Here is a 13,957-nt window from a genome sequence, read left to right as displayed (position 1 = left end):
GTTGTGTAAAAAGTAAGAATCAAGTGTTCTTTGACATATTGTATAAAAAGGATTTTATATCTTTGCTTTGATAACAATAGGATTAATTTTATGGGCTATATTCAACCTTTTGATCGTAATCAACTGACTCTTCCCGAGTCTTTAGATTCTTATATCTCTTGTGAGAACCCTGTTCGTCTGATTGATGTTTTTGTCGATCAGTTTATCAAATTGCACCCTGATTTTTCATCTTATAAAGGTAACAGTCCTACAGGCCGTTCGGCTTATAGCTTTGGTACTTTACTCAAGCTGTATGTCTACGGCTATTTAAACAGTCTCAGTTCTTCCCGTAAACTGGAGCGCGAGACTCTGCGTAATATGGAGTTGATCTGGCTTCTGGGTAATCTCCATCCCGATCATAAGACTATTGCCGATTTCCGTTCCAAACAAACTTCGGGCATTCATGAATGTTGCCTTGATTTCCGCCGCTTTCTGGTCAGTTCCGGTTATATTTCAGGCAAATTGGTAGCTGTTGACGGCAGTAAAATCAAAGCCAATACCAATCGTGACGGTCTTACTTTAGATGGTATTAATCGACAGTTAGCCTTGTTGGATACCCGTTTAGAGAAGTATCTGCACCAGCTTAATGAAAATGATCTGGTGGAAACAGCCCAGGAACAATTATCCGAACTCTCGGACGATCTCGGTGTGGAGAGCTCCCTACTGGAGAAGATAGCCCATTTGAGCCAACAGGTTGAAGAACTTCAGGCGGAAAAACAGCGTATGCTGGATGAAGGTTCCAAAAGAAGCTTTCCCTCTGACCGCGAAGCTCGCCTGATGAAGACCCGCAACGGTTTTCTTCCGGCTTACAATGTCCAATCAGTGGTAGATTCCCAACATCATCTGATAGGTGCCATGCAGGTTACCGACCACCCGAATGACTTTGAAGACCTTCAATCTTCGATTCATGCCATGCAGGAAGACCTTCAGGTAGAAGTAACCCAAGCCGTTGCCGACACCGGTTATGCCAATGAAGAACAGATCCTGGCCCTTGAAGAAGAAGGCAAAGTGATTGCCGTTCCTTTCAATGAAGGAGACCATTCTCCTAAAGAAGATCGGGAGCACGGAATCTTTTTTACCTATGATGCAGACAATGACTATTATATATGCTCCCAAGAAAAGATATTACCTATTAAAGACAGGCAAGTTCGTAAACATGGAAAGCTTTATAGAAAATATCAGGGAAGAGACTGCAAGGGTTGTCCCCTGATAAAGTTCTGCACCACATCGAAAAAAGGTCGGATTATCTACCGAAGGGCAGATGCCGAACCCATAAGACAGTATATGAAGAAGTGTAAGGGGATGAAATACAAAGCGCTTATACATTTACGAAAAACATTGGTAGAACATCCCTTCGGAACTCTTAAATACTGGATGGGGCAAATACCACTCCTACTCAGAGGAAAGGAAAAGGTACAGGCTGAAATAGATTTGTACGCAACATGCTATAACCTAAGAAGGGTGACTAACATTCAAAGCATACAGGTACTATTGCAACAAGTCCACTATTGGGGTATTAAGTATACCTAATAGCGGTCATTTGCCAAAGGACAACAATAGAAATTCCAAAATAAAGAGATAAAGAGCATTTCCTTTTTAATACAAAATGTCAAAGAATACTTGATTCTTACTTTTTACACAACCTCCTGGGAGGAGGAGTACCCGTAGGGGGAGGTGGTAGGTAAAACAATAAAGTACCTATCAATAATAACACTAAGGAATTTCTTTCTCACCTACCGCCCCGCCCTTTGGGCACCCCTCCTCCGACTGGAGGAGGGGAATGGAGATAGTCCGTTTGATTCATAACCCTACAGTAATGAACTATTTCTTTTCTTGTGGTGTTGGAATTAGTTAGTTATACCACGGAGTTACCCCCTTCCTAAATACTTCGCAGCTGAATACAAAGTCTCCCTAAGCCAATACCCATCGAAAAGAGAATATCGAACTTAATGAACCTTAATTATCTCCTTTTCTCCTGAAAGTACGTTAATTATTTGAATGATAGAGTTATAGTATATCATTTATTCTTCTTATGTTTGTGTTTGACACATGTGTCAAACTTGTAAGTCTGATTAAACGATATATTATAGAAACGATATGTGGAAGATAGGTCTTGATGTTGGCTCTACAACAGCAAAGCTGGTTGTACTTGATGAAAAAGAGAGCGTTGTATTTTCAAAATATGAAAGACATAATACGCGTGTCAGGGAAGTGGTCGTTGCTTTCCTGAAAGAACTGCTTTCCCAGATAGGGGATGAAGAGGTAACTGTCAGAATCACCGGTTCCATTGGAATGGGAATCTCTGAAAAATGTTCCCTGCCATTTGTGCAGGAAGTGGTTGCCGCAGCGAAAGCGATACAGAAAGAACACCCTCAGGTAGCCACTATGGTGGATATTGGCGGTGAAGACGCAAAAGTTGTTTTCTTCCGGAATGGCGAGGCTACGGATTTGCGCATGAATGGTAACTGCGCGGGAGGTACTGGAGCTTTCATCGACCAGATGGCAATTATACTGGGTGTGAATGTCTCCGAACTGAATGCCCTTGCTATGAATGCGGACCGGGTGTATCCGATAGCTTCACGTTGCGGAGTTTTCTGCAAAACGGATATTCAGAATCTTATAGCAAAGAATGTCAGCCGGGAAAATATTGCGGCTTCCATCTTTCGTGCGGTAGCGGTGCAAACTGTGACTACTCTGGCGCGTGGTTGTGATATTCAGGTTCCGGTGTTGTTTTGTGGCGGTCCTTTGGCCTTTATTCCGGCGCTACGTAAGGCTTTTATCGATTATCTGTCTCTTGACGAAAAAGAAGTGATTTTACCGACTGATGGAACTCTGCTTCCGGCATTAGGCTCTGCCTTGTCCTGTACGGACAAAGACCATAGTTTTCCACTCTCTGGCTTGATTGATGCTATTGATAAAAAGTTAGATGCTTCTTCTGGTAAGTTTATAGGTCTGAAAGCTATTTTTGAGGATGAAGCGGAATACGAAGAATGGAAAGAAAGGATTGCCGGAAACAAGATTGTCAGATCCAAGCTAGTTGCCGGTGAACAGGATGTTTTCATGGGTATCGATTCCGGTTCCACGACTACCAAGATTGTGGTTATTGATGCGGAATCGAGGCTGTTGTACTCCTATTATAATACGAACGGTGGAAACGCTATTAAGACCGTTGAAGAAGGGCTGAAAGACCTGTATGAAAAATGTTCGGACTGTGGAGCCGTACTAAATATAAAAGGAAGTTGCTCTACCGGTTACGGTGAAGATTTGATGAAGTGTGCTTTCCAGCTTCATTCCGGTATCATCGAAACCATAGCCCACTATATGGCGGCGCAATATCTGGACAAGGATGTGTCTTTCATTCTGGATATTGGCGGTCAGGATATGAAAGCCATATTCGTAAATAAAGACGGGATAGACCGGATTGAGATAAACGAAGCGTGTTCATCAGGATGCGGCTCGTTCATGGAAACCTTTGCTAAATCATTGGGATATACGGTGCATGATTTCTCTTTAGCGGCTTGTCGTGCAAAGGCTCCATGCGACTTGGGGACACGATGCACGGTTTTCATGAATTCTAAAGTGAAGCAAGTGCTGCGTGATGGAGCTACGGTAGACGACATTGCTGCCGGACTGGCCTATTCAGTCGTTAAGAACTGTCTCTATAAAGTGTTGAAACTGAAAGATGTATCTGCATTGGGAAAGAACATTGTCGTGCAGGGTGGCACAATGCGCAATGATGCCATTGTACGTGCAATAGAACTTCTCACAGATACCGAAGTATCCAGATGTACCACTCCGGAACTGATGGGAGCATTCGGCTGTGCCCTCTATGCAAAGAAGCACCAGGGCGCAACTATCCGTCTGGAAGAAATGATAGGAAAGGCACAATACAAGTCCCGTTTCCTCCATTGCAAAGGCTGTGACAATCAATGTCTGGTGATGCGCTATGACTTTGAAAACGGGAAAAGTTACTATTCGGGCAACCGGTGCGAAAAGGTGTTCACGAATGGCGAAGGCAGTGAATATAAAGGAAAGAATATTTATCACCGGAAGAATGAACTTTTGTTCGACCGCAAGGTGGAAATTACCAATCCCTGGCTGACTGTCGGGATTCCCCGATGTCTGAATATGTATGAGGAATATCCTTTCTGGCACACTCTTTTCACGGCTTGCGGCATACAGGTCTGCCTGTCCGATGTCTCCAACTTCCTGAGTTATGAGAATAATGCACGCATGGTTATGTCCGACAATATTTGTTTTCCCGCCAAACTGGTGCATAGCCATATCTCCAATCTGATACATAAAAAGGTGAACCGGATATTTATGCCTTTCGTCATTTTTGAGAAGAAAGAGAAGGAGCAGAACAGTTATAACTGTCCCATTGTGACGGGATATTCGGAAGTCATCAAGAGCGTGCAATCCTGTGGCATACCTATCGATTCCCCGGTCATATCTTTTAAAGACCGGAAGCTGCTGTATAAACAATGCAAGGAACTGCTTTGCAGACTGGGCGTTGATGAAACGATGGTTCAGCTTGCTTTTGACAAGGCGGAGAGTAAGCAGGATTCTTTTGAAAAGATGCTGGTTTCCTGCAACGGGGAGATTTTGCAGAGTGCACGCAAAGAGGGTGCTCTTACTGTGGTACTTGCCGGTCGTCCATATCATAGCGACCCGTTAATACAACATAAGATATCTGATATGATTGCTGATATGGGAGTGAATGTCATATCCGACGATTGGGGCAGGGACAAAGATGTCAATCTCGGTGACATTCATTTTGTATCCCAGTGGGCCTATACACATCGCATTCTGAAAGCGGCAAAGTGGTGTGCCGAACAAGGGAAAGATGTGCAGTTTGTGGAGATGACCTCATTCGGTTGTGGTCCGGACGCTTTCCTGGTGGATGAAGTGCGCGATTTGCTGATGCGTCACAATAAATCTCTCACTTTATTGAAACTGGATGATATAAGTAATGTCGGTTCGATGAAGTTGAGAGTGAGGTCTTTGGTAGAAAGCCTGAAACTGGCAAATACGCAGGAAAACGAAAAGCAGGATACGAAAGAATTCGTAACAGTCCCGGTGTATGATAAGGCATATCGTGACCGTAAGATATTGCTTCCGTTCTTTACACCTTTCATCTCCCCGTTGCTTCCGGCTCTTTTGCAGGTTGCCGGATTTGATGCGGAAAACCTGCCTTTGAGCGACGGTGAATCGAGCGAATGGGGATTGAAATATGCCAATAATGAAGTTTGCTATCCGGCTACGTTGATAGTGGGTGACATCATAAAGGCGTTCAAGACAAAGCGGTATGACCCTGCAAAAACCACTGTTGCCATTACCCAGACAGGCGGGCAGTGCCGTGCCAGCAACTATATCTCTTTGATAAAAAAGGCCCTGATAGATGCCGGATATACGGATGTACCGGTGATATCCGTCTCTTTCGGCAGCATGATAGAGAATAACCAGCCGGCCTTCAAGGTGAATTGGTTGAAGGTGCTTCCTATTGCCCTTTACTCGGTTCTGTATAGCGACTGTATTGCCAAATTCTATTATGCCTCCGTAGTCCGCGAGAAAGAAGCAGGCGCTTCGGCTAAATTGCGTGATAAATATCTGGGACTCGCTTCTGAAGCTATCCTGCGAAGAAGTACAAGACAGCTAACCCGTTTGTTGCAAGCTGCTGCCGATGAATTTAATGCTGTCTGTATGGATTGCGATACTCCGAAGGTGGGGATTGTCGGAGAAATATTTCTGAAGTTCAATCCTTTTGCACAGAAAAATGCCATTGATTGGCTTATAGAAAGAGGTATAGAGGTGGTTCCTCCAATTCTGACTGACTTTTTCATGCAAAGTTTCGTGAACCGGAAGGTGGATGTGCAGTCCTATCTTAAAGAGAAGCAATTTTCCGATTATGCTTTTGATTGGCTTTATAAGCTTGTGAAAAAACAAGTGGATAAGATAAATACGATTGCAGGTCGCTTTCGTTACTTCGCTCCTTTCAATGACATTTTCGATGAAGCGGCCGGAGCTGAGAATATTATTTCACTCAGTGCCCAGTTTGGAGAGGGTTGGCTGCTTCCTGCGGAAGTCGTTTCATATGTCCGTCAGGGAGTGAATAACGTCATCAGTTTACAACCTTTCGGCTGCATCGCCAATCATATTGTGGCGAAAGGAATAGAAAAACGCATCAAAATTCTTTTCCCGGATATAAATCTATTATCTTTAGATTTTGATAGTGGAGTGAGCGACGTAAATATAGTAAATAGAATGTTACTTTTTATAGACAATTTGAAAGAACGAGAGATATGGCGACAAATGACAACGATTTAGAGAGAAAAATAATAGAGGCTGCACAGCAGTTGTTTATGAAAAATGGTTTTGTTGAAACGAACATGAGTGATATCGCGACGGCTGTAGGGATAAACAGACCAGTTCTGCATTATTATTTCAGGACGAAAGACAAGATGTTTCAAGCGGTTTTCGGGAACATCATACTTTCTCTGGCTCCTGAAATTCAGGATATCATGTTGCAGGATAAACCTCTTCCTGAACGGGTGGGTAGACTGGTGGATGCTTATTTTAATGTTTTCCTCCGGTATCCTTATCTTCCGGTGTTCATGGTAAGGGAGATAGAACGTGATGTGGAACATCTGATTAGTACGGCCCGTGAATTGCAACTGGAACGCTATTTCCACAAAATAGCTACCAGCCTTCAGGAGGAGATGGATTCCGGTAAACTGAAGCAGGTTCCTATGCACTTCATCTTTTTTACACTTTATGGAGCGTTGACTTTTCCTTTCCTGGCAAAGAAGCTGTTTCTTTCCCTGTCCTCCAATGAGGGGGAGAACGAAGATTTTACAGAAATACTTATGGAATGGAAGTCCTATATCATCATGCAAATGAAGAATCTGTTATGCTATGAAGATTAATTGAGTCGTCAGATTTCTTCCAATGCATAGTATTGATAATCCCGGAGTATGGTTTGCAGGAATTGTTCCTGTCCGCCATCCCGGGGTGTAATTGAAAGAATCTCCTGCACTTTTTGGGCAAGCTGCATGATGCGCCGTGTACGGTCTTTTTTCCCGGATTGCAAAGTCCGGGTGATTACATTTACCTGTTCCAGTGATAAGTCGGCGGCTTGCGGATATGTGGGACGGTAATCTTTCGTCAGATAATCGAACTCATCAAGACTGACATGTATCTTGCGGTAATTCTTATCCTTGATAACCATTGTGCCTGCGGCAAGGTCGCCCATCCGCTGACTGTTCTTGGTAAGTAAAATAACTAATATTCCGAGCCCTCCGGTGACGGGAACATCAATTGGGAAGAGAAGCCAGCGAAGCAGATAAGAACCTATGCTCGGAGTGGAACCATCGGCTTTTACCACCCGGATGCTCATGAGCTTCTTTCCGAGGCTTTGCCCGTGGTTGAACATTTCACATAAAAATGCATAGAATAATACAGGCAGATAGATTACGGCAAAAAAAACAGTCATTGTAAAATCCGAAGATACCGGAAGTTTGGGGAGCAGGGTTGCAGTGGAATATACATAAAGTCCTATTAGGGTATAGTCGATGACTAATGCCAGAAATCGTTCGCCAATGCTGGCGGGTGTTTGGCTGATACGGACGAATTGTCCGGTGATTATAGTAGATTCTGCCATTTCCGATTGAACATTTTTAGTATTTCGTTGCAAATATATCATTATTCTCTTATTTTTGTTACCGATTTCAGACAAAACTCATCCGAAGTCCTTGGGAAAAGTATGAAAGAAGTAACGTTCATTCGTCGGAATATCGAAAAATGGAAAGAAGCCGAGAAGGTGGTGGAGCAGGCTACAAGCTTGTCTCCCGACAGGCTTGCCGACGCATATACGGACCTTACTGCCGATCTGGCGTTTGCACAAACGCATTTTCCAACCTCCCGTATTACCATTTATCTGAACAATCTCGCTTCGGCGCTGCATAATAAAATTTATCGGAACAAGCGTGAGAAGTGGTCAAGAGTTATCACTTTCTGGACGCAGGAAGTACCGCAGACCATGCACGATGCACGTCGTGAACTGCTTGTTTCATTCTTTATTTTCATTGTCAGCGTAGCGGTCGGAGTGATTTCCACTGTGGGTGACCCCGATTTTGTCCGTCTGATTCTGGGAAATAACTATGTGGATATGACATTGAATAACATAGCCAACGGAGAACCTATGGCTGTATATAGCGGCTCTTCGGAAGTGCCTATGTTTCTGGGCATCACGCTCAACAATATCATGGTTTCCTTCAATTGCTTTGCAATGGGAATCTTAACCAGCTTCGGCACAGGATATATGCTTTTTGCCAATGGAATCATGTTGGGTTCTTTCCAAACCTTCTTTTTCCAGCACGGTCTGCTTGGAGAGTCCATGCTTGCCGTATGGCTGCACGGAACACTCGAAATCTGGGCCATCATTGTGGCCGGTGCTGCCGGACTGGCTTTGGGAAACGGGTGGCTGTTCCCCGGAACCTATTCAAGACTGGAATCTTTCCGAAGGGGAGCCAAACGAGGAGTGAAGATTGTGATAGGCACTATCCCTGTATTTGTCATGGCAGGATTCATTGAAGGCTTTATCACCCGCCACACCGAGTTACCTGATGCACTGAGACTTGGTCTGATTCTTGCTTCCCTGGCATTTATTTTATTCTACTATATTTATTTACCTAATAGAAAACGACATGGAAACAGAGAAACCTAAAATTGCGTTGTACGTAAAACGTTCTTTCGGTGAGAAGTTTAATGCATCTTTCGATTTTATAAAAGAGAATTGGAAGTTGATGCTGAAGTATGCAACCTATTTGCTTTTACCGCTTTGTCTTGTTCAGGCATTAAGTTTGAATGGATTGATGACTTATACGATAGGTATGTCTGGTTTGATGGAGAGTGGAGCTATGTATTCTGATTCTACTTTGCTGATGTCGTTCTTTTCTTATTACGGTCTGTATATGCTTCTGTTGATAATAGGCATTGTGTTGCTGACTGCATTGGTTTATGCAATGATTCGGACTTATAATGAGCGGGAGGAACGCTTGCAAGGCGTCACGTTGGGGATGCTGCGACCTATGTTGCTCCATAATGTGAAGAGGATGTTTATATTGGTCTTCTTCGGATTGCTCTTGACGATGTTTGCCAGCCTGGTTATCGGTGTCATAGCTGCTTTATTTCCTGTCACTTTATTCCCAATTGTTATAATTCTGCTAACCCCGTTTATGATAGCCGTAGCTGTACCGTTTAGTCTCTGGGCACCTATCTACCTGCTTGAAGATATCAGTATTGTGGAGTCGCTGAAAAAGACTTTTCGCTTGGGATTTACTACTTGGGGAGGTATCTTTATGATATCTCTTGTCATGGGAATCATTGCCGGTATCTTACAGGGAGTGGCGCTGATACCTTGGTACATAGGAACAGTGGTGAAGTACATCTTTGCTACAAGTAGCGGGGGGACTGAAGCAACCGTATCCGTAGGATATAGCTTCTTGCTTTATCTGCTGGCTGTTGTACAGGTATTTGGTGCTTACCTCGCCATGATTTTTTCGTTTGTCGGACTGGCTTATCAGTATGGTCATGCTTCGGAAAAGGTGGATAGCATCATGGTAGAAAGTGATATTGATAATTTCGATAAGCTTTAAAATGTAAATGATAACTTCTCCGGCTGATACATTGGTTTGTGACACCGCTCAGGTTGCCGTATGGCAGTCTGATGCGGCGTATGACTATAACCGTGAGTTGATTGCTCCCGAAATTAATTTATTCGAGTGGTTCAACAGATGGTTCGGAGAAGTCATGCAAAAAATATTCGGTAGCAACTTTGCGGAAGAATATTCGGAACTGATTCTGATAGGTATCGCCATTCTTATCCTTATTCTGGTAGGCTGGTTCGTTTACAGAAAGCATCCGGAATTATTCGCGTATTCCCGTAAGAATGCCTTGCCTTATACGGTGGAAGAAGATACTATTTATGGAGTGGATTTTACGAAAGGGATTGCCGATGCACTTTCACGTCATGACTACAGGGAAGCAGTCCGGTTATTATATTTGCAGACGCTAAAGCAACTCAGTGATGAAGGACGTATCGACTGGCAACTTTACAAAACACCCACACAGTACATCAATGAAGTGCGGTTGCCCGCTTTCCGGCAGTTGACCCATCATTTCCTGCGGGTGCGTTATGGAAATTTTGAAGCGACCGAAGCGTTGTTTCACACCATGCATTCCTTGCAGGAAGATGTGAAGAAAGGAGGGGCTGCATGAAAGGAAGTCATTGGTTCATCGTCGGAATTGTCATCTTTCTGCTGTTGATGTTTGCAATAGAATGTCGCTTGCCGAAGAAATTCGTGTGGAATCCTACTTTCAGCCATTACGATAAGCAGCCTTTCGGGTGTGCTGTTTTTGACAGCTTGTTGTCCGTTTCGTTGCCGATGGGGTATTCATTATCCAGAGAAACCTTTTACCAGATGGAGCAGAAGGATACGGTGTCTTGCAGGGGAATATTAGCTATTGCCAATAACCGGATGCCATCAGAGGTAGATGTGGATGCTTTACTGAAAATGGCGGAACGCGGGAATAAGATAATGTTGGTAAGTACCTGGTTCAGCAATAAGCTGGAAGACACATTGAAGTTCAGAAACAGCTATTCTTATTTTAGTCCGGTAGCTTTGAAGAAGTATGCTACTTCACTGTTGATGAAGGATAGTCTGTGTTGGATAGGGGATTCTGCGGTTTATCCCCGACAGAATTTCTATTTCTATCCTCAACTGTGTTCATCTTATTTTCTCACAGATTCGCTTCCGGCGAAGGTGTTGGCAGTAAAGAATATTTCAGTAAATGAATTCAGATATGAAGCTGATGTGGATTCCGCTTTTTCAGATACTATTACCCACGTTCCGGTTGCCATGTCATATCAGTGGGGGAAAGGAGAGATTATTCTGGCTTCCACACCGTTACTCTTTACCAACTACGGTGTGCTGGACGGGAATAATGCTACTTATCTTTTCCGTCTGCTATCGCAAATGGGAGAACTTTCCATTGTCCGTACTGAAGCTTATATGGAGCAAACAGCACAGGTGCAGATGTCTCCTTTCCGCTATTTCCTCTCGCAGAGGCCGCTTCGTTGGGCTTTGTATCTGACGATGCTTGCCATACTGCTCTTCATGCTATTTACTGCACGGAGAAGACAGCGTGCGATACCGGTTATCCGCAAACCGGAAAATAAGTCGCTGGAGTTCACAGAATTGATAGGCACTCTCTATTTCCAGAAGAAAGACCATGGCGATTTGGTTCGCAAAAAGTACATGTACTTTGCAGAAGAGTTGAGGAGGGAGATTCAGGTAGATATAGAAGAAGTAGCGGATGATGAACGCTCTTTCAGCAGGATTGCCCTGAAAACAGGTATGAATGAGGAAGAAATAGGAGTATTTATCCGTACAGTCAGGCCGGTAATTTATGGTGGATGTGACATCTCCGTGGAACAGATGAAGCGCTACATTGATAAAATGAATGAAATAATTAGTCATATATAAAAAGAAACTTATGGAAGAGAACACAGAACAACGGGTGGATTTAACCCTCTTTTCCGAGAAAATACAAGAGTTGAAAGATCGGATTGCTTCTGTCATCGTAGGGCAGGAGCAAACGGTAGACCTGGTGCTGACAGCTATTCTGGCAAATGGTCATGTGCTGATAGAAGGAGTGCCGGGGGTAGCGAAGACTTTGCTGGCACGTCTGGTTGCCCGGCTGGTTGATGCTGATTTCAGTCGCATACAGTTCACTCCGGACCTGATGCCGAGTGATGTGCTGGGTACTACGGTCTTCAACATGAAAACCAATGATTTTGACTTCCATCAAGGACCGGTGTTTGCCGATGTCATACTGGTGGACGAAATCAACCGTGCCCCTGCCAAAACGCAGGCGGCCTTGTTCGAAGTGATGGAAGAACGCCAGGTCAGCATTGACGGGACGACGTACCCGATGGGAGAGCTTTACACAATTCTGGCTACTCAGAATCCGGTGGAGCAGGAGGGAACTTATAAATTGCCCGAAGCGCAGCTCGACCGCTTCCTGATGAAAATAACAATGGACTATCCTTCGTTGGATGAAGAAGTGAGTATTCTGGAACGCCATCATACCAATGCCTCGCTGGTGAAGCTGGAAGACGTCACTCCTGCCATTACGAAAGCGGAACTTTTATCTCTCCGCAGTGTAATGAACCAAGTGTTTGTAGACCGCACTCTGCTTCAATATATTGCCTTGATTGTGCAGCAGACACGTACAAGTAAGGCGGTGTATCTGGGGGCTTCCCCGCGTGCATCCGTAGCAATGTTGCAGGCTTCCAAGGCTTATGCATTGTTGCAGGGACGTGATTTTGTGACACCGGAAGACATTAAGTTTGTCGCTTCAAGTGTCCTTCAACATCGTCTCATCCTGACTGCGGAAGCTGAAATGGAAGGCTATTCTCCGGTGAAAGTAACGCAACGCCTGATTGATAAGGTGGAAGTTCCGAAATGATTCTGACCCGTCGCTTCTATATTATCCTCATTCTGATTATCCTGTTGTTGGGTAGCGGAACTGTATATGACCCATTGTTTGTGATCGGGCAATGGGCACTTTTTATCTTTTTTCTGGCGGTGCTGGCAGATGGATATATGCTCTATTGTATCCGGGGTATCCAGGCATTCCGCCAATGCTCCGACCGTTTCTCCAACGGGGATGAAAATGCGGTGAGCATCCGGGTGGAGAACAGTTATCCGCATCCTGTTTCTGTAGAAGTTGTCGATGAAATTCCTTTTGTGTTTCAGCAGCGCAATATATGTTTCCGGACCGAACTTCAGGCTAATGAGGGAAAGTCAATCAGTTATAATCTGCGTCCTACCAGTCGGGGAGTATACGGTTTTGGGAGGATTCGTGTGTTCGTCACCCATAAAATAGGTTTGCTTTCCCGTCGGTATACCTGTGGAGAGTCGCTCGACATCAAAGTATACCCCTCTTACCTGATGTTGCACCGGTATGAATTGTTGGCCATCAGTGATAACCTTACAGAGATGGGTATCAAACGCATCCGCCGGGTGGGACATCATACCGAGTTTGAGCAGATCAAAGAATATGTGAAGGGCGACGATTACCGTACGATAAACTGGAAAGCAAGTGCCCGTCGCCACGAACTTATGGTAAACATCTATCAGGATGAACGCTCCCAACAGATTTACAATGTGATAGATAAAGGCCGGGTGATGCAGCAGGCATTCCGTGGAATGACTTTGCTCGATTATGCGATAAATGCTTCGCTGGTTCTTTCGTACGTAGCCATGCGTCGGGAAGACAAGGCGGGCATTGTGACTTTTGATGCGCACTTCGACACATTTGTTCCGGCCTCCAAGCGTTCGGGCCATATGCAGACATTGCTTGAAAATCTCTATGCTCAGCAGACCACTTTCGGTGAAACGGACTTTTCTTCCCTTTGTGTGCATTTGAACAAGCATGTCACTAAACGCAGTCTTCTGGTGTTGTATACTAATTTCTCCAGTCTGGGTAGCATGAACCGCCAGTTGGCGTATTTGCAGCAATTAAATCGCCAGCACCGTCTGCTTGTGGTCTTTTTTGAAGATGCAGAACTGAAAAACTACATTGCCACTCCTGCGAAGGATACGGAAGGATATTATCGTCATGTCATTGCCGAGAAATTTGCCTTTGAAAAGCGATTGATAGTATCCACGCTGAAACAGCATGGCATTTATTCCTTATTAACTACCCCTGAAAACCTTTCGATTGATGTGATTAATAAATATCTGGAGATGAAATCGAGACAACTCTTATGATCCTTAAATCATACTGTTTCATCTACTAATAGAAACTGCTGGTCGATACTAATTGTAGACAGACGTGTACTTGTCTATCT

At 44.2% G+C, this 13,957-nt stretch carries 10 protein-coding genes; 9 read left to right on the top strand and 1 reads right to left on the bottom strand.

The window, feature by feature from the left end; translation table 11 throughout:
* The first annotated feature begins 90 nt into the window (after window positions 1-90).
* The 3 genes from HMPREF9447_RS24180 to HMPREF9447_RS24170 all read left to right on the top strand — a co-directional run bounded on the left by HMPREF9447_RS24180 (window position 91) and on the right by HMPREF9447_RS24170 (window position 6,965).
* On the top strand, window positions 91-1,569 hold the full coding sequence (locus HMPREF9447_RS24180) for an IS1182 family transposase (RefSeq protein WP_009130381.1): 1,479 nt from the start codon (window positions 91-93) through the stop codon (window positions 1,567-1,569).
* Between the two features lie 567 nt (window positions 1,570-2,136).
* Window positions 2,137-6,366, top strand: coding sequence for an acyl-CoA dehydratase activase-related protein (locus HMPREF9447_RS24175; RefSeq protein ID WP_009132303.1), 4,230 nt, complete (start codon window positions 2,137-2,139; stop codon window positions 6,364-6,366).
* Window positions 6,342-6,965 (top strand): TetR/AcrR family transcriptional regulator, encoded by a 624-nt coding sequence (locus HMPREF9447_RS24170; protein ID WP_009132302.1) that lies wholly within the window; start codon window positions 6,342-6,344, stop codon window positions 6,963-6,965. Before HMPREF9447_RS24175 ends, HMPREF9447_RS24170 begins: the two co-directional genes overlap by 25 nt.
* Window positions 6,966-6,973: 8 nt before the next feature.
* Here HMPREF9447_RS24170 and HMPREF9447_RS24165 read toward each other — a convergent pair whose 3' ends face one another.
* Window positions 6,974-7,699: an RDD family protein gene (locus HMPREF9447_RS24165; RefSeq protein ID WP_009132301.1), complete on the bottom strand. Its 726-nt coding sequence runs from the start codon at window positions 7,697-7,699 to the stop codon at window positions 6,974-6,976.
* 102 nt (window positions 7,700-7,801) lie between these two features.
* Here HMPREF9447_RS24165 and HMPREF9447_RS24160 point away from each other — a divergent pair, with 102 nt between their 5' ends.
* From HMPREF9447_RS24160 to HMPREF9447_RS24135, 6 genes are read left to right on the top strand one after another with little or no spacing between them, the layout of a single operon-like run.
* The gene (locus HMPREF9447_RS24160) at window positions 7,802-8,764 is read left to right on the top strand and encodes a stage II sporulation protein M (RefSeq protein WP_009132300.1); all 963 of its coding nucleotides are present in this window, start codon (window positions 7,802-7,804) and stop codon (window positions 8,762-8,764) included.
* Window positions 8,745-9,695, top strand: a complete 951-nt coding sequence (locus HMPREF9447_RS24155; RefSeq protein ID WP_009132299.1) for a hypothetical protein — start codon at window positions 8,745-8,747, stop codon at window positions 9,693-9,695. The genes HMPREF9447_RS24160 and HMPREF9447_RS24155 overlap by 20 nt, the downstream gene beginning before the upstream one ends.
* A 7-nt stretch (window positions 9,696-9,702) precedes the next feature.
* Window positions 9,703-10,317, top strand: a complete 615-nt coding sequence (locus HMPREF9447_RS24150; RefSeq protein WP_009132298.1) for a DUF4129 domain-containing protein — start codon at window positions 9,703-9,705, stop codon at window positions 10,315-10,317.
* Complete coding sequence (locus tag HMPREF9447_RS24145; protein WP_009132297.1) at window positions 10,314-11,585, top strand: DUF4350 domain-containing protein; 1,272 nt, start codon at window positions 10,314-10,316, stop codon at window positions 11,583-11,585. Before HMPREF9447_RS24150 ends, HMPREF9447_RS24145 begins: the two co-directional genes overlap by 4 nt.
* Before the next feature lie 10 nt (window positions 11,586-11,595).
* Window positions 11,596-12,570 (top strand): AAA family ATPase, encoded by a 975-nt coding sequence (locus HMPREF9447_RS24140; protein WP_009132296.1) that lies wholly within the window; start codon window positions 11,596-11,598, stop codon window positions 12,568-12,570.
* Complete coding sequence (locus HMPREF9447_RS24135; protein WP_009132295.1) at window positions 12,567-13,877, top strand: DUF58 domain-containing protein; 1,311 nt, start codon at window positions 12,567-12,569, stop codon at window positions 13,875-13,877. Before HMPREF9447_RS24140 ends, HMPREF9447_RS24135 begins: the two co-directional genes overlap by 4 nt.
* Window positions 13,878-13,957: the final 80 nt, after the last annotated feature.

Source organism: Bacteroides oleiciplenus YIT 12058, from assembly GCF_000315485.1.
GTDB lineage: Bacteria > Bacteroidota > Bacteroidia > Bacteroidales > Bacteroidaceae > Bacteroides > Bacteroides oleiciplenus.
This window is presented reverse-complemented; position numbering and strand designations above follow the sequence as displayed.